Source organism: Chryseobacterium sp. MYb7 (assembly GCF_002979455.1).
Taxonomy (GTDB): domain Bacteria; phylum Bacteroidota; class Bacteroidia; order Flavobacteriales; family Weeksellaceae; genus Chryseobacterium.
Map to the genome: position 1 here is coordinate 49,444 of NZ_PCOU01000026.1, position 26,356 is coordinate 75,799.

Below are 26,356 nucleotides of genomic sequence, written 5' to 3' on the forward strand. Positions count from 1 at the left end.
TTTTATTTACAAATTAAAATATAAACACAAAATATTTATTTTGAGCACAAAACATTTAATTTTCGATCTGGACGGAACATTATGGGATTCCAGAGCCACGATCATCAAAATATGGAATGAAGTATTGGGCAGACATCATTTGATCCAAAGAAACCTGAAACCTGAAGATATGAATCAATACATGGGATTATTGGCTCATGATATTGTAAAAGATATTATTCCAGGTATTTCAGATCTACAGGCGCAGGAACTTCTTTCTGAAATTGTTGCTGAAGAAAATAAAACACTGCACCTACAGGGCGGAATTTTATATGATGGTGTTGAAAATACTTTGAGAAGCCTGGCTAGCACCCACTCTCTTTTTATTGTAAGCAACTGTCAGGATGGTTATATTGAATCCTTTTTAGATTATTATCAATTCAATGATCTGTTTGTCGATTTTGAATCTCACGGACGAACCCAAAAACCAAAATCTGAAAATATACAGCTCCTCATGGAAAGAAATCAGCTATCCACTGATGATTCTGTATACATTGGCGATACTCAAACCGATTATGATTCCGCAAAGGCGAATGGATTGCCATTTATTTTCTGTACATATGGATTCGGAAAACTTTCTGATTCACTATACGAGCCATCAATTCTTGCATTTTCAGACTTGAGAACTCTTATTTCTGCTGTTACAAAATAGAATATCAGAATATTTTAAATTTTTAAAATATATAAGCCAAAAACAATATTGTTTTTGGCTTATATATAAAATCATTATACTTAATTAATATTTTATAATAGGCATTAAAGCTGTATTACGTGGACGAGAAACACCATTTGCAACATCATTAGTCATATCAAATGGAGTTATCAAACCTCATCGCACGTTAGTGTAAAAGGTGACGGAAGTAGATGAAGTGAGAAAAAGAGTACAGCCAAGCACGATTTTGTAAATAAAATAACAACCCCTGAAGATTCAGGGATTGTTACATTACTTCACATTTTCTAAAAATGATTTTATAATTTAGCTATGCTAAATCTGAAAAATGCTGGATTCCATGCTTTAGTAACTCCCACAGCATCTCCATTACTTTCCTTACCTTGAACCGTTATTATATCATTTGCTAAAAAATGATGTATACCCACTAAATTGCATAATGTATTATTCGCCACCCCTGCTGGAGCCTGCATTGTTTGTATTAGTGTTGTTCCCTTATACAAATAAAGTACTATTCCGTTATTATTAATCGATCCCCCAGGGAAACCAAATTGTACCTGTACTAAAAAGTCTCCATCCTGATTAATCTTAATCTCATCATCAGAAATATTAACCCCTCCCCAGGTATCTTGTTCGGTTGTATCAAATTTCAATATCTGCGCGCTATTATTTGTGAAATTCATAGCTTCTCCTGATTTTACAGTTGCAACTACAGGTGTCACACTTGTAGTAACCCAAGTAGGTGAAGATGCATTTCCTTGTGAAGTCAGCACCTGCCCTGAAGTTCCGGCATTCCCATTAGGCTTTAATGCTCCACTGAACTGAACGTTTCCTACAACATCTATTTTTTCCGTAGGAACAGTTTTTCCTACTCCCACATTACCTGTATTGGTTACCGTAAAATCATTAAGCTGCTGAGCTGCTGTTGGAGCTCCGGTAGAAGGATTATCCTTAGCTCCATCAATGTTCAAAGTCCCTTGAGGGTTTGTGGTGTTAATTCCAACCTGTGAAAATCCCAAAATTGAAAATGAGATTGCTGTTAAAATTATAAGTTTCTTTTTCATCTTATTAAAAATTTTAATTATGTATTAAATTACCAGATAACATCTTTATTTACATAAAATCCAATAAATAATATTTGATAATTATCTTAGGGTCAAAAGTATTTTATTCTGGTCATATTAAACAAAAAATAGCATATCACACTCATATCTCACTAATACAACTGTTTAATTATCAATATTATTTAAATATTTCAAACCCAAAAGTTCAGGAAGAAGACATCTAAGTTTCTAGCTTTTAATCGTAAACCGAATCTATTAAGGTGCATTTTCTATAGTAAAATTTCAAAACTGCAACTCAATATAATTTCTTAAATTAAAAAACACTGATCAACAAAATCCTATTAAGCTTTTAACCTCCCTACAGGTAAAATAAAATTTTCACCAATAATTGAATAATAGGGGATGAATGAGAGAATAGGGAGGCAAAAGCAATTAAATTATTTAAAATTTCGAGTATTCTGCAATATAGTACAAGTTGGAATATATGTCTTCGCCAAGGTTGTTTTTAACACCCTGTAAAGTTATTGTAAATCCTGGGGCAGTACTAGCGTCAATAGACATAGTTCCACTTTCAGGAGTATTTGTCGTACAAACATTAGTTCCGTTACCCCCTATAGCACTACAGGCTAATACGCTGTTTTTTTTCACCATTATTCCTGTAATAGCAGCCTTTCCAGAAAGATTAAATAAAGATACAGTTACGCTTTTTAAGTAGGGATATCCGGCAGGCGCTGTTGTTGCCGGAATAGTTTGTGTTTTATCCCAATGAGCTCCAAGAATTTCTCCTCTCACAACAGTGGTACCGCTTTCTGATGCTGGAACCTTAACTACATTACCATTTGAGTCTACTGCTATTGACTCAACACCAGAAGCCCCTACAGGAATATTTCGTACACGAAGCTCTCCATTAATATCTAATTTTTTAGTTGGTGCAATTATTCCAATACCTACATTTCCATTAGCGGTAACTGCAAAATCGTTGGCCTGCTGAACCACTGTGGGAGCTCCTGAACTGGCATTATCTTTAGCGCCATCCACATGAAGGGCAGCCTGTGGATTTGGAGTGTTCACTCCTATTTGGGAGAACATTAACAATGGGCTAAACATTGCTAATAAAATCACTAATCTGTTTTTTTTCATCCTTGTTGTTTTTTTCATCTTTGTTTTATTTAAATGTTAATATATTTTCATAAGATTTCATGTTTTATAATTAACTATGGGTTCGTTATAAATAGTGTTTAATTATTTTAGAGAAGATTAATATCAATTCACAAAAGTTATACTGAAATTTTCTCTGCGCAAAACTATTTTCTTTCATTAGTTTAAACAAAAAATCAGATATCACACTCATATCTCACACATACAAGCAATTGAAAATAAAATAGTTAAAATAAAATTGTAAAAAAGATTGACTTGCATCTTTAATGGTTCTTCAAAAATAAAACTGCAGAATCAATACTAAAAGTAAGTGACAATTTCATCATATTCAATTAAATTTCAAAAACAGAATCTGACCCATAAGATTGTTGAAGTTGCAAAAATTCATTCGGGAAAAGTGAGTGACATTATGATCTCAATAATAAAGTTATCTTTAAGCATAATTCTTTTAGCATTTAATTTTCTATACAGAAATTGAAAATAAGTAAGAAGATCATTAAGTACATATTTTATTTATATCCAGCAAAACCAGAATTAAGTTTATTCATCTACTTTTCAAAAAAATGCCTGAGATATATACTATCTCAGGCTTAACAAAACATTAAAAATCACACATTTATTTATAAATTATCAATCCATAGATAAATATCTTTTCCAGGAGGAATATTCAATTTTTTACGCATCCTGTTCTTTCTGATTTGAATAGCTCCTGCTGTCACTTTATTACATCCAGCAATTTCGTTTGTGCTGAAATTAAGTTTTAAATAAGCACAAAACTTGAGTTCAGAATTAATAAGATCAGGCTTTATTTGTAGAAGTTTTTCGCAAAACTCAGGATACATTTCTTTAAATCTCAAAAAAAAATCTGAAGTATTGTTTTTGCCTAAAATGATAAGCTCTTCTTTAGCATTATAAAGGCTTATATCCTGATGATTAGTAATTTGCTTAAGATCCGTAATATTATTCTTTTTATTCAATCTCCATATCCTTTCCATAACAATTCCTACAACTACAGTTCCTAACACTATCCCATACCAAAGGTTTTTATCCTTTAGATCAGATTTATAAAATAACTTATCAGCAGATAGTATTTCTTTATTTTTCCTTTTCACTATTTTCTTCCTTTTTATATTTTTGTAAGTAAGATATCAAGTAGTTAAAAAATCATATCTGATATTTTTTTGTAGCAAATGTATTTGTTTTCATAAATTCTAAAGAAAAACATACTATCACATAGATATCTCTAAAGGCACAAAACTCTAATAATCAAAAAAATTACTCATCTACTAACAAAGTCGTAAATGTATCCATTAAAGTTGATGAAGAAAAGAAGAAAATTGTGTTTACTGTTTTTAATACTACTAAGAATGGTACTTTGGTAAATACTATTTGTTTTAAAACCTTGAAAACCAAAAACAGTTTATGCAAAAGAATGCGTAATTACAGAATAAAAAATAAAAGTCAATAATTGATTCACAGCCCATCCATCCACAGGTAAATATCCTCACCAGAAGGAATGTTTAATTTTTTTCGGAGCCTGTTTTTTCTGATCTGAACAGCTCTGGGAGTAACTCCTATAAACGTAGCGATTTCTTTTGTAGTGAAATTAAGTTTTAAATAAGCACAAAATGCAATTTCAGTATTCACCAGATTAGGTTGAATTTGTATAAGCTTTTCATTGAGTTTAGGATATGCTTCTTTGAATTTCATCGTAAATTCAGGTGCATCTTTTTTGCCTAAAATGATAAGCTCTTCTTTAGCATTATAAAGGCTTATATCCTGATGATTAGTAATTTGCTTAAGATCCGTAATATTATTCTTTTTATTCAATCTCCATATCCTTTCCATAGCAATTCCTACAACTACAGCTCCTAACAATATACCGTACCAAACTTTTTTATCCTTTAGATCGGATTTATAAGATACCTTGCCAGCAGATAGTGTTTCTTTATTTTTCCTTTTCACTATTTTCTTCCTTTTTTATGTTTTTGTAAGCGAGATATCAAATAGTTAAAAAATTATATCTGATATTTCTGTGTAGCAAATGTATTTGTTTTCATAAATTCTAAAGAAAAACATACTATCACATAGATATCTCTAAAAACACAACACTCTAATAATCAGAAAACTATTCATCTACGAACAAAGTCGTAAATGGTATCCATTAAAGTTTTTAAAGAAAAGAGGTAAAATTGTATTTATTTTTAATACTACTAAGAATGGTACTTCTGCAGCTACCATTTGTTTTTAAAACCTTGAAAAGTCAAAAATAGTTTATACAAAAGAATACTTACTTACAGAATAACAAGTAAAAGACTGAAAGTCAATAATAGATTCACAATCCATCCATCCACAGATAGATATCCTCATCAGAAGGAATGTTTAATTTTTTTCGGAGCCTGTTTTTTCTGATCTGAACAGCTCTGGGAGTAACTCCTATAAACGTAGCGATTTCTTTTGTAGTGAAATTAAGTTTTAAATAAGCACAAAATGCAATTTCAGTATTCACCAGATTAGGCTGAATTTGTAAAAGCTTTTCATTGAGTTCAGGATATGCTTCTTTGAATTTCATCGTAAATTCAGGCGCATCTTTTTTGGCTAAAATAATAAGTTCTTCTCTGGCTTTATCCAATCTTGTATCCTGAAGCTTATTAATTTGGGTTTCTTTCAGATCAATAATACTATTTTTTCCTTTGTTTATTCTTTTTATTCTGATGAGAGCAATTACTATAATAACTGCTAAAATTAAAACTCCCAATAGCAACTTGCGATTCAGACTTTTATTTTTTGAAATTGTAATCTCATCAGAAATTCTATCAGCTGAAATTTGTACTCCTGCAGCACTAGCTTTAGTCAAACTGTCTTTTGTACTTACATATTTGTTTACATAAAATAATTCATCTTCATTTTTTTTTAATGCCCGGTAATTATCTGCTAACAATTTATATATAGATATTCTGTCTTCAATATTACTTTTCTTTTTTGCAAGAGCCAAAACTTTAAAGCTATATTCTAATGATTCTTTATAATTTTTTTGGCTATACAAAATCTCAGCTTTTTGTCTAAAACCTGAACATTTAAAATAATCAAAAGGATTTGTTTTGACTATCTTAAGAAGCTGCTCATTATAATATGATGCTGAATCCAACCTTTTTCCATTATAAAAATAATAGTTGGCTAAATTAAAATGCAGAATCGTTTTAGACATATAACCAAGTCCACGATAATTTTTATATATTGCCTTTACTTTGTTAAGATAATATATGACACTATCTGATTTATAATTTTCGTAACATGCTGAAAGTTGTATATTGGCATTAGACAATATTTCTAATTTTTCATTCTGCGTGCGTCCTAAATCAGCAATAGTAAGCTCTTTTTTAAACTCTGCTATTGCCTGTTTTCTAAAACCTAAAGCGAGATAATTTCTTCCGGTAAGATTTGTCAATTGGAACCTAAATTCTAAATTTTCTGCAATATAATCACTATAATCCTTTACTAATCTATTAATATAGACAAAGCTTTCCGAATAATTCCCGGCATTACACAACCCAAATGCTATCAAAAGATTACTTTTTGCAATTCTTTCTTTATCTTCTATATTCACAGAATACAGTAAAGCTTTTTTAGCCAAAAATATTGTTTGGGCAGGATTTTGAGTATCCAATGCTATTTTAGCTAAGTTTAACAAGGAATCAACCTCCTTGGCATTTCCCGAGGCAGCTTTGATGTTCGAAGTTAAGAAAACAACAAAAACCGGAATAAATACTATTTTCAATATTATATTCCATGCTTTTTTTCCCATCCAAGTATATTTATTGCAAAAATAATTAATTTTTTTATATTTTTTATGTTTTTTCGAATTATATCTAAACACTAAAAAAATCACTATTTCTGCAATAAAATCATTTACTTATAATCTTTTGAACTTCTTCTTGGTTCTTTTACTTCCGGCCATTTCACTATCTCTCCTTTTTCATCCTGAGGCATTACCCTCTTTTCTCTGTTGCTGAACTCAGGATCTTCGGAAGCCATATAAGCTAATGCTGCCGTTAATATCACATTATTCTTCACCTCATCAAAAACAATTTTGTCATACGTATCTTTCGTTGTATGCCAGGTGTATCCGAAATACCCCCAATTCAGAGACCCTAAAGAAATTCCGGGTACTCCTGCTGCCACAAATGAAGCATGATCAGAACCTCCTCCTCCAGGCATTCCCGGGAAATCTGTTTTAATATGGCTTTTCACTGCTTTTGGAACTCCGTCCAGCCATCTTCCGACATAATCATAAGCTTTTACAAATCCCTGGCCGCTGATGTTTACCACACGTCCGGTTCCGTTATCCTGGTTAAAAGCAGCCTGTACTCCTTTAATAATCTTAGGATTATCCGCTACAAAACCTCTCGAACCGTTTAATCCCTGCTCTTCACTTCCCCAAAGCCCTATCACGATCGTTCTCTTGTTATTAGGGTAATATTTCTTCAGAATCCTCATGGTTTCCAACATAGTGATTGTTCCGGTTCCATTATCTGTAGCCCCTTGAGCTCCATCCCACGAATCAAGGTGAGCCGAAAGAATCACATATTCATCAGGTTTTTCTTTTCCTTTGATCATTCCGATCGTATTAAAACTTTTGGCTTCAGGAAGTATTTTAGACTGAGCATCAATTTTGATTTTAGGCTGAGTTCCTTTTTCTGCCATTCTGTAAAGCATTCCGTAATCTTCCACATCGATATCAATCATTGGAATTTTGGTTGTTTTCGCACCAAAAATTCTGTTGGCACCCATGATTCCAGTCCAGTTTGAAATAGCAATCCCTGCCGCCCCTGCTTTCTCCAAAGCATCTGGAAGGCTGTTATTGTCATATCCAATATTCTTGATATAAGCAGTAAAATCTTTGGCAGCCTGTTCTTTTTCTGCTTTAAGTTTTTCATAGAGTTCCGGAGTGGCAAATTCTTTGATCTGCTCATCAGAACGCCCAATTTTCTGATATTGAGCCATGAGTACTATTTTTCCTTTTGCAGAAGGAAGCCATTGATCAAATTCTGCTTTAGAAGCTACTTTCGGAAGAATAATCACTTCTGCTTCAATTGCTTTCTTTGTAGCAGGGCTCCATGCAAGCTGCGTTGCAGAAAGAGATTTCACACGCGGATACGTCATATCTACATGAGTAGTACCTCTCTGCCAGCCCTTCCATGTTCCAAACTGTTGAAGATTGGCATCTACTCCCCAGGAACGAAGTTTATTGGCACTCCATTCGTTGGCAGCCAGCATTTCAGGAGTTCCTACAAGACGGGGACCAATCCCGTCAAGCAGCTCAGATGCAAGGGTTTCCAGCTGGGAATCATTATTTACTTCATCTACAAAACTTTTTACGATAGGGTTAAGCCTTTCTTTGGGGTCAACCTTTACCTGAGCCCATGAAAACTGGGCAGCCAGCACTACTGCAGGCACTGCAAAAAATCTATTTATCTTCATACTATTTATTGATTGCTTTAAAGATAAAGGAAATTAGGGAAAAGAAAGCAAAAAAGGCTTTAAATAGTATAATTTAAAGCCTTTCTACTCAAAAAAAAATATTTTTTACTCAATAAATTTATTCATGATTGTTATATATCAAGAATATTTATTTCGATCCAAAATCCGGTAATCTTCTGTTGATAAAAGCCTGCTCTTCCTCGGAAAGTAAAATGGTATTATTTTTATCTTCTTTCACTTGAATATTATCCCAAATATTTTTACTAAAGTCCATTTTAGGATTAAGTCCTTTTTCATCAGATTTTTTAAAAGTATTATAGATAAGCTCCCTGCTGCTCCTTCTTTCATGTCTAATACCTTTATAATAGGCAATATATCTGTTTCCTTCAAGTCTGCTCATTGCAGGAACATATACTCCATCATTTTTATAAAAATCAAAAACAAGTATTGCATTTCCTAGTTGATAGTCATACTCTTCACCTTCTGCATTTTTTCTTTTCATCATGGGATATTGATCCTGTAAATAATGAATCTCAAAATAGGTGATCACTTTATCCACTTTATTAAACTTAAATTCCCCCTCCATTTCAATTCCCAGTCCTGATTTAATGGTAAATGTAACCAGCTGTTCATTTCCTTCTTCGAATATCATCCACCCGGTATATTTTGATCCTTCCTCTTTTAAATGTGAAACCACTCTCTTCAATTCAAAATTGAAAAAATAATTCCCCATATATTCATCAGAGAAATCTTTTATTCCTGCTGTAAAAATACTATCTGACTTTATATTTTTAAAGGTTTTCACATTATTCAGCTGCATTTGAAGATTCTTATCATAGGACCTATTATGATTATAATAATTAGTCCTGCTCCATAATTTGGTCTCTGCAATGACTAAAAAATAAAGCTTGTTATTGTCACTCTTTTTTTCTTTGTAGACAACATCATAGAGTGATGGATCACTATAATATCTTTTTTTATAATTATTATTTACATCTTCAAAGAGCTTTCTGATATCTACTTTTGCAAGTTTTACCTCATCAATACTTTTATAGACTCGCTTCAGTTTTACAACAGAACGAAATTCCTGAACTTTTGCTTTTTGAAAACCGGAAGCAGAAATCTCAAAGTTTACAGCATTTTGTTCAACTGGTGCGAAGCCATCTTCATTGGTATAAACAATCTGATTCTGCAAAAGAACTCTTGCATTAGAAACAGGTTTTCCGTTTTCCGCATCTATAACTTTTAGTTTCTGCGCTGAAAAAAAGTTAAAAATCAGCAACAGTAGAAAAGAATACTTCATGATATATTAGTCATTGATATTTCTAAAAATACAAATTATAGATGCTTTACAAAGAAAAAAATGAATATTTGAATTAAAAAAATCTTCAAAGCAAATTCATTGTATGATCAAAACCTGCTATCATTAGAAAATATAAAAAATCAGACGATTATGTTTTGAAAAATAAAGCATAAAAAAGCCGGCTTTTGAAGCCGGCTAAAAGTTGAATTATTTCTTAGCTTCTTCTACAGAAACTTTTCTGAAATCTTTGAACAATTTGCTTAGTTCTAAAGCTGCTTTACGAGCTCTTGTACCAGCTGCTTTGTTTCCTTTTTCAGCTTGTTGGTTTGCTTCTGTTGTGAACGCTTCAAATTCTGCGTTGATTTTTTCAATTAGTTCTTTCATTTATTTAAAAATTTAGGCTGCAAATATAGGTTTTATGGTGATTCCAGCCTAATTGTGTCGAAAAAAAATAGTTGATTTAATTATTTTTTTTGAGTCTTTCTTAAATTCAATTTAATTTTTAAAATAAAATCAAATTATTGTAGAAAACCAGCCATGTAATTGAATTTTATATAATATATAAATTCGTATTTAAATAAATCACTCAGAATCAATAAGAATCGAAGTAAATTATGACCGCTGTGCCTTAAAAAGGATTACTTATAAAATCATTTAGCCTTTGGAAGTAAGCATCATATTTTTCATAAATGCTTCATCCCGTATTACTACTGGAAGTTCTGTCCTCACTTCCGGAATATTTCCCTCCTGAATAGCACATACAAAATAACCAGACCGTGGACGGCTGGTGATCAAACCTTTAATCATAAGATATTCAAATCCACTTTGTACTGAACTTATACTCAAATTGTATTTTTCTTTGATTTCCCGGACAGAAGGAAGCTTGCCTTTTTCCTGTAAAACTCCACTCCGGATCTGTTTTTCAATTACTTCTGTAAAAATTTCATATTTATAAGCTCTCATCATGTCTGTTGGCTGTACTGAACAAATTTACAAAACATACATCTGTACCGATGATATTTTAACGAACTGTATCCCTTACGAATAGATTAATCTTATAATTTTGAATAAAAAAAGATCCCATGGATATCATTTCAAAATTTACAGTAGGTTCTGAAGAGGGAATTTCTGATCTTATAGCCATTATTGATTCTTCCATTTATACGATACACAAAGAGTTTATAAGTGAAGAAGATATTAAAAGATATATTCAAAAAGAAATAGATCCGAGAAAGATGATCAATGATCTGAATGATCTTTCCAATCAGCTTATCATGACGTATGTGGATCAGAAACCTGTCGGATACAGCATTATCAAAAGTGGTTCTCTACCTCCCGGAATTTCTGCCGAAAAAAGGGCAACGGAAATCAGTTTTGTAATTCTTTCAGAATTTGATTCTCCTGAAACAAGGCAGTCTCTTTGGAAAAAATGTAGATCAGCAGTGAGTTTTACAGATATAATATGGATCAATATGCTGGATCATGATCCACTATCCCAATTTCTAAAAGAGGTTGGATTTATTCCTGTATTGAGTTCAAAAGCTGGAGCTTTTCAGCTGCCTTCTCATATTTTGGAACTGGAAATTAATAAAGGGTAGTTTAAATTTTTTAACCGCAGATTTCACAGATTTACACAGAGGCTTGTGAATATTTTCTTCTTTTAGCGTTGATGATATTGAGGGAAGCTATGATTCTCATCTTTATTATCTCAATTAAAATTATTTTAGGTAAGAATAGTTTACTTATCTTTGATTTTTATAATTTTTACCTATGAGTGATCAACTGGAAACGATAGAAGATTATTACAGACGTATCCGTAAGGATGAGGTTAAGATGTTTGATTCTGAAGACTTTGAAACCGGAAAATCTCATTTCAATATTTCCATGCGGAGGTATTGCAGCTTCAAGAGCCCTTACAACCGCCGTGATTATTATAAAATCAGCTTTATCATCGGAAAAGGCACGATTCATTATGGAGCACATCAGTTGTTTATTGATGGGCCTGCTTTATTCTTTCCTTCCCCAAGCATTCCGTATTCATGGGAGTGCGAAAGTGATGTACAGGAGGGATATTTTTGTCTTTTTAACCAGGAGTTTTTTAATGGAAATTCAGAATTTAACCTGTTTAAAAAAACTTCCATGTTCAAAGAATGGAGTAAACCTGTGATCTTCCTCAATGAAGAGCAGACACAGCTGGCAACACTTTATTTTGATCAGATTTACAGGATGAATAATTCAACATATCCTTTCCGATGCAGCAGTATCAAAAGCAATCTTGCCTCTGTAATGCATCTGGCACTGGAAAACCGGGTGGAAGATATCAATCCTCATGAACTTCCCGCAAATGTACGCCTGTATAAACTGTTTGATGAATTACTCAACAAGCAGTTTCCTCTGGACTCCCCTGCTTATCCTCTGGCTTTAAAAACACCTTCCGACTTTGCTGATCATCTGAACGTACATGTGAATCATTTGAATTCTTCTGTAAAATCTGTAACCAACCTTACTACAACACAGATCATTAAAGAAAAAATGTTCGAAGAGTCTAAAAATCTGCTAAAGTATACGAATTGGGATATTGCCCAGATTGGATATACTTTGGGGTTTGATCAACCAGCTCATTTTAATAACTTTTTTAAAAAACACGCTCAAACTTCACCCCTAAAATTCAAGAATTTATCTTAATATTTGATTTTTGTAATTTTTACTTTGTCTTTTAAAATCCGATTTTATATTTCTTGGCTTATTTTTGCAGGGTAAAAAATGAATGAATATGTTGAGAGAAGCATCTGAAAAAAGAATCAGATTAATTACTATTATGGCTTTCGTGTCAATCCCGCTGTCGGGGTTTGTCACGGACATTTATTTACCATCGTTCCCTTCTATGGCCAAAGAAATGATGGTTTCAGAAAAAGATATTCAGATAACCCTGACTTCATATCTATTAAGCTATGGAATTTCCCAGTTATTTGTAGGGGGAATTCTGGATAGTATCGGCCGTTATCGCCCCAAGTTGATCGCTTTGTTTCTATTGATCCTCACCAGCTTTTTAATTACGATGACGAACAGTATTTTACTGATCTGTCTGCTTCGTATTCTTCAGGGCGCTGCGGTCTCAGTGCTTGTTGTGGCTACGCGTGCTATTTTTGTGGACATTTATGATGCTGAAAAGGTAAAGCATTATTTGAGTTACTTTACCATTGTATGGTCTTGTGGGCCTATTCTGGCACCTTTCCTTGGAGGTTATCTTGAGAAAATGTTTAACTGGCATGCTAATTTTTATTTTCTGGCAGCCTATGCAGGATTTATATTCTTATTTGAATGGTTCTTCAGTGGGGAGAGTCTTCCTCAGAAAAAGAAACTGGATCTGTCTGAGAACATTAGTCTTTATAAAATGATGCTGAAGAACAGGATTTTTATGCTTGGAATTTTCATTTTAGGACTGAGTTATTCTATTGTGATGCTGTTTAATATTACCGGACCATTTATTATCGAAAACACGTTTCATTTTACACCGGTAGTCATTGGATATTGTACACTGATTTTAGGTTTCTCCTGGATGATTGGAGGATTTATAGGGAAGCGCAGACTGACTCTGGATTTTAAACCCAGAATCTTACAGCCTATCTTATTGCAGCTTATTTTGATTGCAGGACTAATTACCACCAGTTATTTTGCAGAAAGCCTTTTCATTATGATCCCTTTTGCCTTTTTCATCCATATCTGTTCCGGAATTTTATTTACTTCCTTTTTTACAACAAGTATGCTTTACTTTCCTAAAAATGCAGGAACAGCCGGAGGATTGATGGGTGGGTTGGTATATGTGATCACTTCAATAACAAGCTTTATCATTTCTGTAAGTGGCACTGTAAGTGAACAGAAAGACCTTTCCTGGCGTTATCTTATCATAGCATGTTTCCTTCTCGGAATTATCCTTATTATGCATCAGGCAGTAAAAAAAGAAAAAGCAGAGAATTAATCTCTGCTTTTTTAATTCTGTTATACCCCTTTTTAATATTTGTTCCCTTAAGTTTATATTTTCTGTTTATTATCTCTTGACATATAATATTTTACCATTAATTAGTTTTAATTAAAACTAATTTTCCGTATATTTGATAGGACAAGCTGGGATAAAAAAGTCCTTTCGGATATTCAATTTATTCTGCTCCATCATTATTATAGAAATATGCCTGCAAAACAGAATAACATATCAGAACTGGCTTTGGAACTCGGCCTGGCGATGAGTGAAATGAAAAGCCGCCTTCGGCAGAAAATCCAGAACAGCATTAATGAATATGATCCGGATTTATCTTTTGAACTGATCGAAATTCTGGGATTGCTTTCACGAAATGATGGAATCAACCAGCAGGAAATAGGAAATAAGGTAAGCAAAGACAAATCAAGCATTACGTATCTCATCAATAGTCTCGTAAAAAGAGATTTGGTAGAACGGATCGCTTATCAGAATGACAGGAGAAATAAGCAGATCTTTTTGACTCCTAAAGGTAAACAGATTGTAGAAACGGTTTATCCATGGGCGTTGGATCTTTATAAAAAAGCAGCTGGCGATATTGATGAAGAAGAAATCAGCAAAGCGTTGCTACTGGTAAAAAAAATGACAGCAAATCTGGAAGAACCGGACTAAAACATGATACAATATGAGAACAATCCTTGTACCCATTGATTTTACATCAACTACGGAAAATGCAGTAAGAATTGCCGCAGACTGGGCAAAAGCCTATGAATATCAAAACATCATCTTACTAAAAACCGCGGGAGAATCTGAATTTGATTATCTGCATATCGCAGAAGGACATTCATTTGTGAATGAAGAAAATGTCAATAACTTATTACAGAGAACGGAAGTATTATTTGATCAATTAATAGGTATCATAACAGAAAAGTCACCTGAAATAAAGGTTTCTAAGGTATTAAGTGACTGGGCACTTACCAGAAGTATCAACGAACTTTTAAAAAATCAGCCATCTGTAGAACTAATTATTCTGGGAAGTGACGACCAGACTTCTTCTGCTGAGAGTTTTGTTTCTGACAACATTATCAGCATTGCGAGAACGAGCCCTGTGAAAACTTTAATAGTTCCCAACAGCTACCAGTACACTCCTATTAAAAACATCTTTATTCCTTGTGATATCAATGGGATTAAAAGACTGGAAAGACTGTTTCATCACAAATCTGTTATTCATAAACAGGATGTACGTCTGATGTTTTTGAATATCAATAAAGGTGAAAAGGAGGATGAGAACAAAAAAAGAGAACTGGAAGATTATATCCGTGAACATTTAACGGAAATTCCGAGCACTATCCATTATTCTTATGAAGAGAATGTGATTAAAGGTATCCTGAATTTTGCTTCTTCCAACGAAGCAGATCTTATCATTGCTTTACCGGGTAAGCACAGTTTTCTGTATTATCTGGCGAGCAGAAGTATTTCCGAGGGAATTTATCAGAACACGCATAAGCCTGTTTTAATTTTAAAATAGAAACAATTAATATCAAAAAACATTTCAAAAAGTTAAACCATTCTGATTTTTAAACTTAAAGCGAAGCTCATCTTAATACTCTAAACCTCTTAATACCATCTTAATGTTTCAAAAAATAAAAATTTAAACACCTTTATAATAAGAAAAATTAAAGTGAATTACTGAAAACTAGTAATAAATTTTAGTACTTTCAATTTTAACCAGTTTCTGTTCTTCCATTTTTTTGACATATCGGATCACCGTTTCTACCCGAAGACCGGTTAAGCTGGCTATTTGCTGTCTGGTATAAGGAATGAGAAAGGAATAAGCTTCTTCAAATCCGAAATATTTTTTAATATGATCAAAAAGCTTCATAAGTTTTACAATAGGATCTGAAATGGCTAGAAAACTGGAGATCATGTACCTGAAATGCATTCTATCTGCCATATATCTATTGATGTCCAGCATTAATTCAGGCTTTTCAAGCAGTAGCTGTAGAAATTTACCTTTGGGAATCTTAATAATTTCACAGTTGGTGACTGCAATAGCATTGATAGCATAAGGATGATTAGTAAATAAATAACTTTCACCAATACAATGACCGTCAAAAGGCAGCCCATGTACAAATTCTTTTCCGTCTTCCAAAAAAGTATTCAGTTTCACAGTACCGCTTCTGATCTGAAAATAATATTTTGCCATGGCACCTTCCTGAAAAACAGAATTTCCTGCCTCATAATTTTCCAGAATGGCTTCATGAGAGAATAATAAGTCTTCACATATGATCATCTTGCTATTATTAAATTGAGTAAAAATACTTAAAGTATGAGCAATATTGCAACCTATTAAATACCACATAAAGGGGTTCTTTCGATATCAATACTCTCTTCTTTTATCCTATTATGTTGTAATTTTCTTTTTATGTTTTGAACCCCAATCCGCAAGAGCTGCTATCACATCCTTCAGTGACTCACTGTATTCTGTAGGGACATATTCTACCAAAACCGGTTTCTGATCGGTAATAACAGTTCTTTCCACCAAATGATTCACTTCAAGCTTCTTCAGTTCGCTGGATAATACTCTTGCTGAAATCCCGTGAATGGTTCGTTGTAACTCATTGAAACGTGTGTGCCCACCTAAAATTGCAATCATTACCCTGATGGTCCACCTGCCACCCAAAACATACAAAGCATCCTCAGTAGCAGCCAGATGCGTGCTGCATTGCGGCCTTGAATACACTATTTTTTCTTCTTCCATTGTCTCTGTTTTATCCTATTACTAACCTAAATGTTATTACTAACCTTTTGGTAACTGCTATCTTTTTATTAGTAAATATAGATAATTTTGAAACATCAATTTTAAAAAAAATCAAAATGAAACGAGTACTTCATATTATCTCAAGCCCAAGAAGCGAGTCATCCATCAGTAAAAAACTAGGAAATGCTGTTGTAGAAAAAATTACAGCCAAATATCCGGACAGTGTTTTTAAAAAACGTGATTTGGCCAATCCTCTTTTTCCTCATCTGGAAGAAGCACATATCAATGCATTCTTCACTCCGGCAGAGCATCGTACTTCTGAGCAGTTGGAAACTATAAAACTTTCGGATACGGTAATTGATGAACTGCATGAAGCCAATATCATCATTATTGAAGCTCCATTGTACAACTTCAGCATCACTTCTACCCTGAAATCATGGCTTGATCACATCGCCAGAGTGGGAAAAACATTCAGCTATAGTGAAAATGGCCCTGAAGGTCTGGTAAAAAATAAGAAAGTATATCTTGCTTTTTCAAGTGGCGGAGTGTACTCTGAAGGAGAAAGACAGGCTTATGATTTTGTAGTGCCTTACTTAGAAAAAACGTTAGGATTTATGGGAATGACGGACATTTCTGTTGTCCGCGCAGAAGGACTTTCCGTTCCGGTCATTCAGGAAACAGCCCTACAAAAAGGGATTGAAAGTATAGTTGTAGAGTAAAAATTCAAAAAAGCTGTTCCAAGGAACAGCTTTTTTGATATGACTATCTCATTATTCTTGAAGAGAACCTTTACGCAATTAAAAGAATATTTTTCTCAACATATGTAAAGACTTTTTCTGTTTTTATCTCTCATTTTTAACTGATCAAAATCAAAATTATGCAAAACACTCAACAACCTCAATTGATCAATCCAACGGCATTATTTAATCCCAGCCCTTATGGTTTTTCACACAGCATTTCTGTGGAAAACCCTTCCAAAATATGCTTTATCTCTGGGCAGAGCGGTGGCTTGGGAGAAAATCATGTATTGGCTGATGACTTTAAAACTCAGGTTCGGGATGCTTTGAAAAATATGGAAATCATTTTACAAAGCCATTCCATGACATTTGACCATATTGTTAAAATCACCCTTCTCATAGTAGACCATCATCAGGAAAAGCTTGAAATATGGGCAGAAGAAGCAAAAAAAATATGGAAAAACTCATTCCTGCCAACCAGTACACTTATTCCGGTGAGCCAACTTGCTTTACCCGGAATGTTGTTTGAGATTGATGCGATTGCAGTGAAAAATTAATTTTTGTTAAGACGTTCAATGATTAATGAGGAAAAGCTTTTCACTCCGGTTCTGATGCTTTCTTCATCCACCTGAAAATTGGGAGAATGATTCATCGCAATCACTCCTTTTTCAAAGTTGGAACCACCAAGAAAGAAATAAACGCCCGGAATTTTTTGTTGGAAATAGGCAAAATCATCATTGAAAAACGGAACCTGGCCATAATCGGGAGCAACCATATTTTTTCCATATAAATTCTGAAGAATTTCTATTGCTGAATGCGTCAGTTTTTCATTATTGATAACCGTTGGATTTTCCTGAACAAATGAAACAGAAACAAGCTGATTTTGATACCCATTGTCTACAATAACTTTTTGAACTGCAGGAATGATTTTATCTAAATGAGAGGCGTTCGTTTCGTACAGATAGGCTTCAAGAAAAGATTGGTTATTTTTGGAATAAATAGTAAATTTTCCGTCTGTGAACAGATAATCTTTGAAAATAGTATCAGGATTGGTCAACCCAATTTTAGGATCAACAATAGATTGTATTTCCCATGGTTTACCTCCGTTAGACGTTCTGAATAAAGCATTGCTGATTTTCTTGGTTAGCCCGTTGAGCTGTTCTTCAGTCAAACCATTTTTCAGCTGAATTCTTATTCTCTTCTGATAAGCAAACATTTCATCAGGCTTCACCATAATTTGCCCCACAGGTGTTGCTGTCACATGCAATCCATAGATTTCGTCAGGATGTATCTTGGAAAGCAATCCATTCTTAACCATTTCTTTTGCTCCTTTGAAAGTTTCCTCTTCTGGTTGAAATATAAAATATACGGTTCCTTTTAACGATTTTTTGTTTTTGGACAATACCTCAGCAATTCCCAGCCCAACTGCCATGTGTATATCATGACCACAACCATGCTGTATGCCTTTTATTTTTGATTTGAAAGTTTCAGGATCCAGATAATCATTGGGTAAGGCATCCATATCTGATCTCCAGGCTATCTTTTTCCCTTTTTTATCACCTTTCAGGATTCCTATAACACTGTATCCATAATTATCTGTTTGAACTTCCAGTCCTAAATCCAGGAGATATTGCTTAATTTTTTCCTGAGTTTGTTTTTCATTACCTGCCAATTCCGGGTTTTCATGAAACTGTCTTCTTACATTCACTAATTTATTGAATATCCTGTCTGCCTCATGTTGAACAGATTGATGTACTGCTTGTTCATTCAAACTTTTGGAAGGAATATTTGTTTCTTTTTTGCTGTTTACACCCTGAGCTGTCAAAACTGAGGAGGCAAAGCACAATAAAGTTAGGGTAAGTTGTTTCATGGTCAGTGATAATTGGTTTTATAGTTGATAATTATTGAATCAAAAGTTCATTTATAGTGATTAGACATTCGTTGTTTCACTTCCGTTACATCCTGATCATCAATTTATTATTATTTTTTGGTAACTGAATCTTTCCGGCTTCAAAATCTTATCCTGAATTCAATACCACATTATTTAAATTAATTCTAAACTAGGTGAAAACAAAACACCTTGAAATAGCATTGAATAAAGGTTTTACTAACAAAAATTCAAATAACCTCTACTACAAATTACGTAGAAATACTGAATCTTATCTGCATGGATCTGATTAATTTCGGATAAACAAAAACTGAAAAACTATGGATAGCTTGAAACCTGGACATTCATTTCTGAAAAAGAGGTGGTATCTGAAAAAATCGGCAGCTATAGATCAATCGGCATGATTAGCTCCTGTAAAAAGGAGTTGAAGATATCTAACCTAAATTTTTAACGAAATGAACATCATTAACAAAATCCTCAACGTCGACGATTATTATTTCGACGTGTTTATGTCTATCTCGGAAAACATCACCGGATTTACAGTCAACGAATTGCAGTCTACCGGCCTGGCAGAAACCTATTACACTTATATCCTCAAAAGTTTAGATGCAGCTACTTTCGTAGAATTTCTAACCGTTTCGAAAAATATTCTCGAAAAATATCCCCCTGGAGAGGAATTGAAAAAAGCCATTCAATCTGAAATTATTAAAAATCCGGGAATGACTGATATTTCTGGAAAAGTGATCACCATGTGGTATCTGGGAACCTGGGAAGGGGCTTACATCAATGATCTTTCCTACAAAGAAGGACTTGTCTGGAATCTGATGCATTCTCATCCGCCGGGAGCCAAACAGCCTGGCTACAAATCTTGGAATATTAAACCTGTAAACAGCCACTCATGAATCAGACCAACCCTAAAAAAGATGTGATTATCGTAGGAACGGGAATCGCAGGATCATTGATTGCAAAACTGCTGTCTGATCATGTATTTGACACCACAAAAGGAAAAATGATCCACCGTGCAGATGCCAATAAATCTGACAATATCCGTGAAATATCTATCCTTATGTATGAGGCAGGGCTAGAAGCCGGCTTGGAACTAGATTCGGTATCTTCAATGACCAATTATAATGAATACATCCGTACTTTTTACAGAGAGGAAGCCAAGGTTCCCAATTCTCCTTATCCAAACCTGAAGCAAGCCCCATCACCAAATGTTCTGGATATGGAGCACATCGTACAGCCGTTTCCTGATAAAAAGGGATATCTGGTTCAGTTTGGACCAATGCCCTTTGCAAGTGATGCCATCAGAGTAGGCGGTGGAACTACGCTTCACTGGCTGGGAACTACCCCAAGAATGCTTCCAAACGATTTCAAACTTACAGAAAAGTATGGCATTACAATCCCTAAACCAAATTCTAATGAACCTACTCCAGTCAACTGGCCGATAACTTATGATGAGCTGAAGCCTTATTATGAAATGGCAGAATTTGAAATCGGGGTTTCCGGAGATGTTTCAAGACAGGAGTATCCAATTTCTGAGAATATGGAAGAATATTACGGAAATTATGTGTTCCCGATGGAAGAAATTCCTCAGAGTTATATGGATCATAAAATCATCGAAGGGCTTAAAGGCACCAGTGTAAAGCTAAGTTCCGGAGAGATTCCATTGATGATGGTACCTTCTCCACAGGGAAGAAATTCCATTCCAAATCCGAAATACGGAAAAACAAAGATCATCAAGGCAGAAACGAAAGATTCCGGGTATAAACTTGTTTTAGACAGCTCCGAAAAAGAAGAATATAAAGCTTTGGGCTCCGTATGGAATCCTTATATGGGAGAACGCTGCGAAGGAAATGCTTCCTGTGTTCCGATCTGCCCGGTTCAGGCTAAATACAATGCTTTAAAAACATTGAAAAAAGCTTTGTATAAAATTAATGAGAATGAAAATTTAAGCCGAAATCCATTCATGCAGATCCAGGCTCAGAGTGTGGTTTACAGATTGAGTGTTGATCAGAATGATCAAGATAAAATCTCCAAAGTTCACCTGAGAAGATATACTTCAAGAGAAAAAACAGATTTTATTGAAGAATCCATTGATACTTCTGATGCGATTGTGATTCTGGCAGCGAATGCCTTTGAAAATCCAAAGATTTTGCTGAATTCCAAATATACTGTAAATAATGTTGTAAAAACGGCTGCCAACAGCAGTGATCAGGTAGGAAGAAACTTAATGGATCACATGGTAATGCTTACCTGGGGACTTTTCCCTGAGCCAGTTTATCCATACAGAGGCCCTGGCTCCACCACCAATATCTCGTCTTTCCGTGATGGAAATTTCAGAGGTGAATTTTCTGCATGGATCTCTCCTCTAGACAATTGGGGATGGGGCTGGCCTGCATTCTCTCCGGGATCTGACGTAGCAGAATTCATCGGAGATGGAATTTTTGGAGCTGAGCTGAGAAAAGAACTTACAAACAGACTTTCAAAACAGGTATTATTCCATTTTGAAATTGAGCAGCTGCCAAATCCCAACAACAGAGTTACCATTAATGATCAGTATCTTGATGTTCTTGGAATTCCGCGACCTGTTATTCATTATGAACTGACGGAATACGAAATGAAGGCGATGGAACAGGCCAAACATGCTTCTGATCAGATGTTCAAAAGATTAAATATCGAAGATTTCACGAAATATACAGCCGCAGACAAGAATTCCGTAATCTACAATGGCGTAAGATATTCTTACAACGGAGCCGGGCACATTGTGGGAACGCACAGAATGGGTTCTACAGCTCAAGATTCTGTTACCAACAGCTATTGTAAAGCCTGGGATCACCCAAATTTATACATCGTAGGAGCCGGAAATATGACGACTCTGGGAACTTCAAACCCTACTTTAACCTTATCAGCATTCACGATTCGTTCCGTAGAATCTATCCTTGCTGATCTTGAAATTCAACTTAAAAAATAACAACATGAGACAAAAACTTATCAATAAAACAGTTCAATCGCAAGAAACATTATTAAAAGGAGCAGGAATGGCAGGTAGAAGTGCCGTTGTTGCAGAAGCGGTTTCTTTACCTTCTTTATTGTTTGATTCAACACTTAGTAAAGAAGATTGGATAGAAGGGTTAAAAAACCACAGTAAAACACTGACTAATCTTTTGCTTAATGATCAGTTCGATGATTTCAATACTTATCTGCAATCTCAGTTCGGTTCTGGAACTTTTGAATCCAAAAAAGGATTAACCGAAATTGATTATAAACCTGTTTTGCAGGATCTTTTACAGACAGCTATTCTTATTGAGCACTCCACTATTCCACCTTATCTTACCGCTTTGTATTCGATCAAGGATGGAACCAATGCTTTGGCTTCACAAATTATCAGAAGTGTTGCCGTGGAAGAAATGCTTCACCTGATTATGGTGTGTAATGTTTTGAATGCAATTGATATTCAGCCTTCTGTCAATCAAAAAGAGAACTACCCTACTTACCCGATGAAATTACCAATGAATGTTGATTTTTATGTAGGATTGGAAACATTCTCGAGCAACAGTATTGCAACATTTATTGCCATTGAAAGCCCAAGCAAACCTTTGGTAAAAGCTCCAAAATATGATCACGAAATCGATACTTCTGCATTATATTCCCAAAGAGCTGCTGTACAGGAAAACAACTTCTGGACCCTTGAGAACATGAAAGGTTTTATCATGGAAAATGTACATACCATTGGCGAATATTATGATGTTTTGTTCTTCTATATTGTTATTTTCCAAATCATTGCTTATTACAAAGAGCACGGAACATTTCCGAAAACATTTGAAGAATTGAATACCGGAGGAATTTTTACAGGAAATCCAGCCAAACAGATCCGTCCTGAACAATATTACGGAAGTGGTGGGAAATTGCATTCTGTAGAAGCTTTAAGCGGAGTAATTGCCGTTTTCCAGGAAATCAAAGGACAGGGTGAAGGGGCTGATGATTCTATTTTCGATGTTGATCCTTCTCAGTTTGAAGAAGGGGTGGAACTGGCTCATTATTTCAGATTTAAAGAGATTTTCCATGAGCATTTTTACCTGGGAGGAAATTATGAACCTTTTACGGATGAAGACGGGATGATGCCTGTAACCACTCCACCTACAGGAAAAGATCTTCCGGTAGACTGGAACGAAGCCTATCCGATGAAACCTAATCCAAAAATGGAAGACTATGTAAAAAATAAAGAATTACATGCTCAGGCTGTTGAATTTAATAAAACCTACAGAAGATTATTAGATGCGATACAAAGTGCTGTAGAAGGCAATCAGAGAGAGCTTGAAAAGTCTATAATGTATATGTATGCCCTGAAAGAACAGGCTGTCAACCTGATGAAACAACCGTTGGATGCTCAGACTAATGCGGGCCCAACTTTCGAATACATCAATTTATAACCATAAAAACGATATATCATGTTAAAAAGAAAAAAAGAAAGTACACAGGCAGGAGGTGAACAGTTATTCCGTAAAATACCGGGCAAACAGGAAACTAATCTGGCTGAGCTTATGGACGGATATTCAAAGCTTCTTATTGATGATCCTGTAAGACCATTCAGAGAAGAAAACCTCCAGTCCATTGAAAATAGTGTAGATTATGGAATTCTTGCTGCATTGGATGGTACATGGGTAAGCTATAATGTTAATTACAATAAAGACATTACCAAGCCTTCATTAGCAAGCGGGGTACATACTACGATTATGCCCTCTCCCGGAACGAATTCAGGAACGATACCCGGAAAATTTGCTTTTGACAGTGAAGAATATATTGAGAAATTAACATTCTCCATTGTTCCGGGAGGAGTTCGTAACCGTGGTGGCGCGAGTGAACTTTTCTGTGGAGCCGTGAAATACGAGCAAAGTATTAAAAGTGTAAATGCCGTGCAGGGACAGGATGCTTTAAAATACACACCTATTCATGAAGAAAACGGGATGTATCTTTGGCTGAGTGATGTTTACAATCATGCAGCAACTAAAGAATCTATTGAAAGAGACCGTGGAATTCATGCCGTTTCCACAGAAGATGCGAAATATGGATATACCGGCGAATACAGAGATGAACCTTTGTTAAGAATAACACCAGACGGAGAGGAGAATCCTCAATATATCCTTCAAAGCCAGTTACAGCCTGGACAGCCTTATTACGAGATTATTCCTGCTCAGGAAATAAAGCCTGGAGCAGGACTTGACGGCCCTTATTTTATTCCAGACTACTCTATCTCGCGAAGCGGTGTGATTCCTCATGGAAGTACCATTACTTTATTGGGAGATATCATTCCTCAAAATAAAGATAAAAAAACATTCTATTTAATTGAAGGCTCTCCTCAATTCCCTTATGGTAAAGAAGCTTGGGAAACCAATCATCTTTCTATTTCGCGTACAATGGGTAATGCAGGAGTAACGCCTGAGGAAATTATTGATCTTGATAAACCGGCACCGGATTGGGTTCACCAAACTCTAGATGACGAAAATGATCCGGGTTCAAATAAGATCTATACCCAGAGAATACTGGCAGACGATTTATATCCTTATTCTGTACGACCAGATCTTAGACTTAGGGATACATTAAGAGGCCAGAAGGTCAGCAATTATGTTCATGTAAGAATGTCTTCCAAGATGAAAACCGGAGCGCAGGGAGGAGTCCTGAACGTTCCTTTTGTGAACCGTTTTGTTCCGACTGTAGAAGTGGATATGGACATGTGGATTGAAACCGTTATTGAAGACGGAAAAGAGATTCTTCAGCTTCAGTATGAGCAAATTGTATTTTTCGAATTTGATTTCGGAAATGACGGAGGTACCACAAGCTGGCCTCACATCCAGGTCAATACGCTTCGTAAGATACAGGATATCCCTGAGGATCAGAGAAAAGTAATTGAGGAACAGTTTTATAATACTGCCGGAAGTTCTGATGCAGCTTCAGGATGTCCTTATCATAAAGGATAGACTACCAATAAGTATTATACAAAAAAGGGGCAATAATTTGCCCTTTTTTTATGTTCTTTATAATAGGTTAAAGATTATCGTGGGTCTGCTCTACCATAAAAGATATTGCCTTTTTAATTTTTTCCCGTCCTTCAGGAGTATTGGTATCTATACCGCAGAACAGGCTGCCATTCAGAGAAGCAAACATATTCAGGTAATATAATCCGGAAACCATGATCGCCATAATAGAACGGTAGGTGTCCATTTTCTCTTTGAAACGAGATTCCATCAATAATTTGAAGATATATTCTCCATTTTCTTCCTGGGTATCAATCAGTTTTTTTAATGATTTTCGGGGCTCAGAAATAGTCCACAACAGTAGTTTTTGAGCTTCTTTATTGGCGTATACGTAATCAAACTGTGAAAGAAGCATGTGCTCGATAAATTCTCTGCCTCCATCTTCAAGATTCGGTTTCATCTTTTCCACTTCCTCGCTGGTTACTTTTACCCAGAAATCCTGTGTACGAACGTATTCGTCCATGAGACCATCCATGCCGCCAAAATAAGTATAGATCATTTTCTTATCTACTCCGGCAGTTGCAGCGATATCATTAATCTTCAATCCTCCATAACCTTTCGTTTTCAGGATTTTTCCAACCGCATCTAAAAATTTTTTCTTACTGCGTTCTTTGTTTCTAATACTTCCTGATGCTGACTTTCTTTCCATGACTAAACATTCAAAATACAAGTTTAAGAAATTTTTTTTTATTTTAGACACCAACCAGTGTCTAATATCAACTATTTATATATATTTGCACAAACTAAAACCATTTTATATATAAAAACACTACCGAGATTGAAAAATTAAAAACTATTCAGATTGTATCGTTAGTTCCCTCAGTTTAAAATATTTCGACATAAAACGACTGAGGTAAAAACACAACCAAACAGTATCATTTTCCATAGTGATGCTGTTTTTTATTTTAAAAAACAGCAGCGATCATCTATGAAATACTTTTTTACAGATATTTTTTAATTCACCATATTTTTCCTCCACGATATATGTTTCTCCTCTTTAATAAAATCTCCTTTAGATTGTTTAATAGTCCTGAATGAACTATAAGTCCAATAAAAAAGATGCAATATTTTTAAATATTAAAAAATAAATAACCTGACAATCAATACATTAAATAAATTTAATGAAAATTTAACATTTTTACACACTTCACAGTGTCTTATTTTATATATGAAGTCATCTTGACTTTTTCAAAAATTATATTTTTTATTTGAAATAAAAAAAGGGATTAGGAAATTAGAGTCGCTAA

25 protein-coding genes are annotated in these 26,356 nt (G+C 34.6%); 12 read left to right on the forward strand and 13 right to left on the reverse strand.

Annotated features, from left to right (window positions below; all coding sequences use genetic code 11):
* The first annotated feature begins 40 nt into the window (after positions 1-40).
* Positions 41-691, forward strand: coding sequence for an HAD family hydrolase (locus CQ046_RS18270; RefSeq protein ID WP_165790551.1), 651 nt, complete (start codon positions 41-43; stop codon positions 689-691).
* A 317-nt stretch (positions 692-1,008) separates the two neighbouring features.
* Here the strand turns inward: CQ046_RS18270 and CQ046_RS18275 are convergent, their stop codons facing one another.
* The 9 genes from CQ046_RS18275 to CQ046_RS18315 all read right to left on the reverse strand — a co-directional run bounded on the left by CQ046_RS18275 (position 1,009) and on the right by CQ046_RS18315 (position 10,681).
* Entirely contained in the window at positions 1,009-1,773 is a 765-nt protein-coding gene (locus CQ046_RS18275; RefSeq protein ID WP_105703662.1) for a hypothetical protein, read from the reverse strand.
* Positions 1,774-2,214: 441 nt separating this feature from the next.
* Positions 2,215-2,862, reverse strand: coding sequence for a hypothetical protein (locus CQ046_RS18280; protein ID WP_123906643.1), 648 nt, complete (start codon positions 2,860-2,862; stop codon positions 2,215-2,217).
* Positions 2,863-3,551: 689 nt separating this feature from the next.
* The gene (locus CQ046_RS18285) at positions 3,552-4,043 is read right to left on the reverse strand and encodes a hypothetical protein (protein ID WP_105703664.1); all 492 of its coding nucleotides are present in this window, start codon (positions 4,041-4,043) and stop codon (positions 3,552-3,554) included.
* A 361-nt stretch (positions 4,044-4,404) separates the two neighbouring features.
* Positions 4,405-4,896, reverse strand: a complete 492-nt coding sequence (locus CQ046_RS18290; protein WP_105703665.1) for a helix-turn-helix transcriptional regulator — start codon at positions 4,894-4,896, stop codon at positions 4,405-4,407.
* Positions 4,897-5,266: 370 nt separating this feature from the next.
* Positions 5,267-6,736: a hypothetical protein gene (locus CQ046_RS18295; RefSeq protein WP_105703666.1), complete on the reverse strand. Its 1,470-nt coding sequence runs from the start codon at positions 6,734-6,736 to the stop codon at positions 5,267-5,269.
* Between the two features lie 104 nt (positions 6,737-6,840).
* Complete coding sequence (locus CQ046_RS18300) at positions 6,841-8,412, reverse strand: M20/M25/M40 family metallo-hydrolase (protein WP_105703667.1); 1,572 nt, start codon at positions 8,410-8,412, stop codon at positions 6,841-6,843.
* 148 nt (positions 8,413-8,560) lie between these two features.
* A complete protein-coding gene (locus CQ046_RS18305; RefSeq protein WP_105703668.1) occupies positions 8,561-9,715 on the reverse strand; it encodes a carboxypeptidase-like regulatory domain-containing protein in 1,155 nt (384 codons plus the stop codon).
* A gap of 207 nt (positions 9,716-9,922) precedes the next feature.
* On the reverse strand, positions 9,923-10,099 hold the full coding sequence (locus CQ046_RS18310) for a histone H1 (RefSeq protein WP_047377485.1): 177 nt from the start codon (positions 10,097-10,099) through the stop codon (positions 9,923-9,925).
* A gap of 270 nt (positions 10,100-10,369) precedes the next feature.
* Complete coding sequence (locus CQ046_RS18315) at positions 10,370-10,681, reverse strand: GntR family transcriptional regulator (protein ID WP_105703669.1); 312 nt, start codon at positions 10,679-10,681, stop codon at positions 10,370-10,372.
* A 116-nt stretch (positions 10,682-10,797) separates the two neighbouring features.
* Between CQ046_RS18315 and CQ046_RS18320 the strand changes: the two genes are divergently transcribed.
* From CQ046_RS18320 to CQ046_RS18340, 5 genes are all read left to right on the forward strand, one after another.
* Positions 10,798-11,313, forward strand: coding sequence for a hypothetical protein (locus CQ046_RS18320; RefSeq protein WP_105703670.1), 516 nt, complete (start codon positions 10,798-10,800; stop codon positions 11,311-11,313).
* A gap of 172 nt (positions 11,314-11,485) precedes the next feature.
* Entirely contained in the window at positions 11,486-12,400 is a 915-nt protein-coding gene (locus CQ046_RS18325; protein WP_105703671.1) for a helix-turn-helix domain-containing protein, read from the forward strand.
* 88 nt (positions 12,401-12,488) lie between these two features.
* On the forward strand, positions 12,489-13,694 hold the full coding sequence (locus CQ046_RS18330) for an MFS transporter (RefSeq protein ID WP_105703672.1): 1,206 nt from the start codon (positions 12,489-12,491) through the stop codon (positions 13,692-13,694).
* A 207-nt stretch (positions 13,695-13,901) separates the two neighbouring features.
* Complete coding sequence (locus tag CQ046_RS18335; RefSeq protein WP_105703673.1) at positions 13,902-14,360, forward strand: MarR family winged helix-turn-helix transcriptional regulator; 459 nt, start codon at positions 13,902-13,904, stop codon at positions 14,358-14,360.
* Positions 14,361-14,373: 13 nt separating this feature from the next.
* Positions 14,374-15,216: a universal stress protein gene (locus CQ046_RS18340; protein ID WP_105703674.1), complete on the forward strand. Its 843-nt coding sequence runs from the start codon at positions 14,374-14,376 to the stop codon at positions 15,214-15,216.
* 168 nt (positions 15,217-15,384) lie between these two features.
* Here the strand turns inward: CQ046_RS18340 and CQ046_RS18345 are convergent, their stop codons facing one another.
* On the reverse strand, positions 15,385-16,050 hold the full coding sequence (locus CQ046_RS18345; protein ID WP_105703675.1) for a Crp/Fnr family transcriptional regulator: 666 nt from the start codon (positions 16,048-16,050) through the stop codon (positions 15,385-15,387).
* Positions 16,051-16,092: 42 nt separating this feature from the next.
* Positions 16,093-16,449, reverse strand: coding sequence for a winged helix-turn-helix transcriptional regulator (locus CQ046_RS18350; RefSeq protein ID WP_105703676.1), 357 nt, complete (start codon positions 16,447-16,449; stop codon positions 16,093-16,095).
* Between the two features lie 116 nt (positions 16,450-16,565).
* On the opposite strand from CQ046_RS18350, the gene CQ046_RS18355 reads away from it, so the two are divergent.
* Together CQ046_RS18355 and CQ046_RS18360 are read left to right on the forward strand one after the other, a co-directional pair.
* The gene (locus tag CQ046_RS18355) at positions 16,566-17,168 is read left to right on the forward strand and encodes an FMN-dependent NADH-azoreductase (RefSeq protein ID WP_105703686.1); all 603 of its coding nucleotides are present in this window, start codon (positions 16,566-16,568) and stop codon (positions 17,166-17,168) included.
* Between the two features lie 158 nt (positions 17,169-17,326).
* Complete coding sequence (locus CQ046_RS18360) at positions 17,327-17,743, forward strand: RidA family protein (protein WP_105703677.1); 417 nt, start codon at positions 17,327-17,329, stop codon at positions 17,741-17,743.
* Here the strand turns inward: CQ046_RS18360 and CQ046_RS18365 are convergent.
* Positions 17,740-19,056, reverse strand: a complete 1,317-nt coding sequence (locus tag CQ046_RS18365) for a M20 family metallopeptidase (RefSeq protein WP_105703678.1) — start codon at positions 19,054-19,056, stop codon at positions 17,740-17,742. The genes CQ046_RS18360 and CQ046_RS18365 overlap by 4 nt on opposite strands.
* Before the next feature lie 473 nt (positions 19,057-19,529).
* Between CQ046_RS18365 and CQ046_RS18370 the strand changes: the two genes are divergently transcribed.
* Genes CQ046_RS18370 through CQ046_RS18385 form a run of 4 tightly spaced genes read left to right on the forward strand, consistent with a single transcriptional unit; the run spans position 19,530 to position 25,052 of the window.
* Entirely contained in the window at positions 19,530-19,976 is a 447-nt protein-coding gene (locus tag CQ046_RS18370) for a hypothetical protein (RefSeq protein WP_123906644.1), read from the forward strand.
* Positions 19,973-22,048 carry a GMC oxidoreductase gene (locus CQ046_RS18375; protein WP_105703680.1) on the forward strand — a complete coding sequence of 692 codons (2,076 nt, stop codon included), beginning with the start codon at positions 19,973-19,975 and terminating at the stop codon, positions 22,046-22,048. Before CQ046_RS18370 ends, CQ046_RS18375 begins: the two co-directional genes overlap by 4 nt.
* Positions 22,049-22,052: 4 nt before the next feature.
* Positions 22,053-23,507 (forward strand): ferritin-like domain-containing protein, encoded by a 1,455-nt coding sequence (locus CQ046_RS18380; protein ID WP_123906645.1) that lies wholly within the window; start codon positions 22,053-22,055, stop codon positions 23,505-23,507.
* Positions 23,508-23,525: 18 nt separating this feature from the next.
* Positions 23,526-25,052, forward strand: coding sequence for a peroxidase, FMP-type (locus CQ046_RS18385; protein WP_105703682.1), 1,527 nt, complete (start codon positions 23,526-23,528; stop codon positions 25,050-25,052).
* A 67-nt stretch (positions 25,053-25,119) separates the two neighbouring features.
* Here the strand turns inward: CQ046_RS18385 and CQ046_RS18390 are convergent, their stop codons facing one another.
* A complete protein-coding gene (locus tag CQ046_RS18390; protein WP_105703683.1) occupies positions 25,120-25,758 on the reverse strand; it encodes a TetR/AcrR family transcriptional regulator in 639 nt (212 codons plus the stop codon).
* Positions 25,759-26,356 lie beyond the last annotated feature (598 nt).

Excerpts from the sequence above, each read along its gene's own strand:
- CQ046_RS18345 (WP_105703675.1), bottom strand. The coding sequence starts at position 16,050 with ATGTGGTATTTAATAGGTTGCAATATTGCTCATACTTTAAGTATTTTT.
- CQ046_RS18335 (WP_105703673.1), top strand. The coding sequence starts at position 13,902 with ATGCCTGCAAAACAGAATAACATATCAGAACTGGCTTTGGAACTCGGC.
- CQ046_RS18340 (WP_105703674.1), top strand. The coding sequence starts at position 14,374 with ATGAGAACAATCCTTGTACCCATTGATTTTACATCAACTACGGAAAAT.
- CQ046_RS18350 (WP_105703676.1), bottom strand. The coding sequence starts at position 16,449 with ATGGAAGAAGAAAAAATAGTGTATTCAAGGCCGCAATGCAGCACGCAT.
- CQ046_RS18305 (WP_105703668.1), bottom strand. The coding sequence starts at position 9,715 with ATGAAGTATTCTTTTCTACTGTTGCTGATTTTTAACTTTTTTTCAGCG.
- CQ046_RS18370 (WP_123906644.1), top strand. The coding sequence starts at position 19,530 with ATGAACATCATTAACAAAATCCTCAACGTCGACGATTATTATTTCGAC.
- CQ046_RS18275 (WP_105703662.1), bottom strand. The coding sequence starts at position 1,773 with ATGAAAAAGAAACTTATAATTTTAACAGCAATCTCATTTTCAATTTTG.
- CQ046_RS18385 (WP_105703682.1), top strand. The coding sequence starts at position 23,526 with ATGTTAAAAAGAAAAAAAGAAAGTACACAGGCAGGAGGTGAACAGTTA.
- CQ046_RS18310 (WP_047377485.1), bottom strand. The coding sequence starts at position 10,099 with ATGAAAGAACTAATTGAAAAAATCAACGCAGAATTTGAAGCGTTCACA.
- CQ046_RS18380 (WP_123906645.1), top strand. The coding sequence starts at position 22,053 with ATGAGACAAAAACTTATCAATAAAACAGTTCAATCGCAAGAAACATTA.
- CQ046_RS18390 (WP_105703683.1), bottom strand. The coding sequence starts at position 25,758 with ATGGAAAGAAAGTCAGCATCAGGAAGTATTAGAAACAAAGAACGCAGT.
- CQ046_RS18320 (WP_105703670.1), top strand. The coding sequence starts at position 10,798 with ATGGATATCATTTCAAAATTTACAGTAGGTTCTGAAGAGGGAATTTCT.
- CQ046_RS18375 (WP_105703680.1), top strand. The coding sequence starts at position 19,973 with ATGAATCAGACCAACCCTAAAAAAGATGTGATTATCGTAGGAACGGGA.
- CQ046_RS18365 (WP_105703678.1), bottom strand. The coding sequence starts at position 19,056 with ATGAAACAACTTACCCTAACTTTATTGTGCTTTGCCTCCTCAGTTTTG.
- CQ046_RS18300 (WP_105703667.1), bottom strand. The coding sequence starts at position 8,412 with ATGAAGATAAATAGATTTTTTGCAGTGCCTGCAGTAGTGCTGGCTGCC.
- CQ046_RS18295 (WP_105703666.1), bottom strand. The coding sequence starts at position 6,736 with ATGGGAAAAAAAGCATGGAATATAATATTGAAAATAGTATTTATTCCG.
- CQ046_RS18280 (WP_123906643.1), bottom strand. The coding sequence starts at position 2,862 with ATGTTCTCCCAAATAGGAGTGAACACTCCAAATCCACAGGCTGCCCTT.
- CQ046_RS18355 (WP_105703686.1), top strand. The coding sequence starts at position 16,566 with ATGAAACGAGTACTTCATATTATCTCAAGCCCAAGAAGCGAGTCATCC.
- CQ046_RS18360 (WP_105703677.1), top strand. The coding sequence starts at position 17,327 with ATGCAAAACACTCAACAACCTCAATTGATCAATCCAACGGCATTATTT.
- CQ046_RS18330 (WP_105703672.1), top strand. The coding sequence starts at position 12,489 with ATGTTGAGAGAAGCATCTGAAAAAAGAATCAGATTAATTACTATTATG.
- CQ046_RS18315 (WP_105703669.1), bottom strand. The coding sequence starts at position 10,681 with ATGATGAGAGCTTATAAATATGAAATTTTTACAGAAGTAATTGAAAAA.
- CQ046_RS18325 (WP_105703671.1), top strand. The coding sequence starts at position 11,486 with ATGAGTGATCAACTGGAAACGATAGAAGATTATTACAGACGTATCCGT.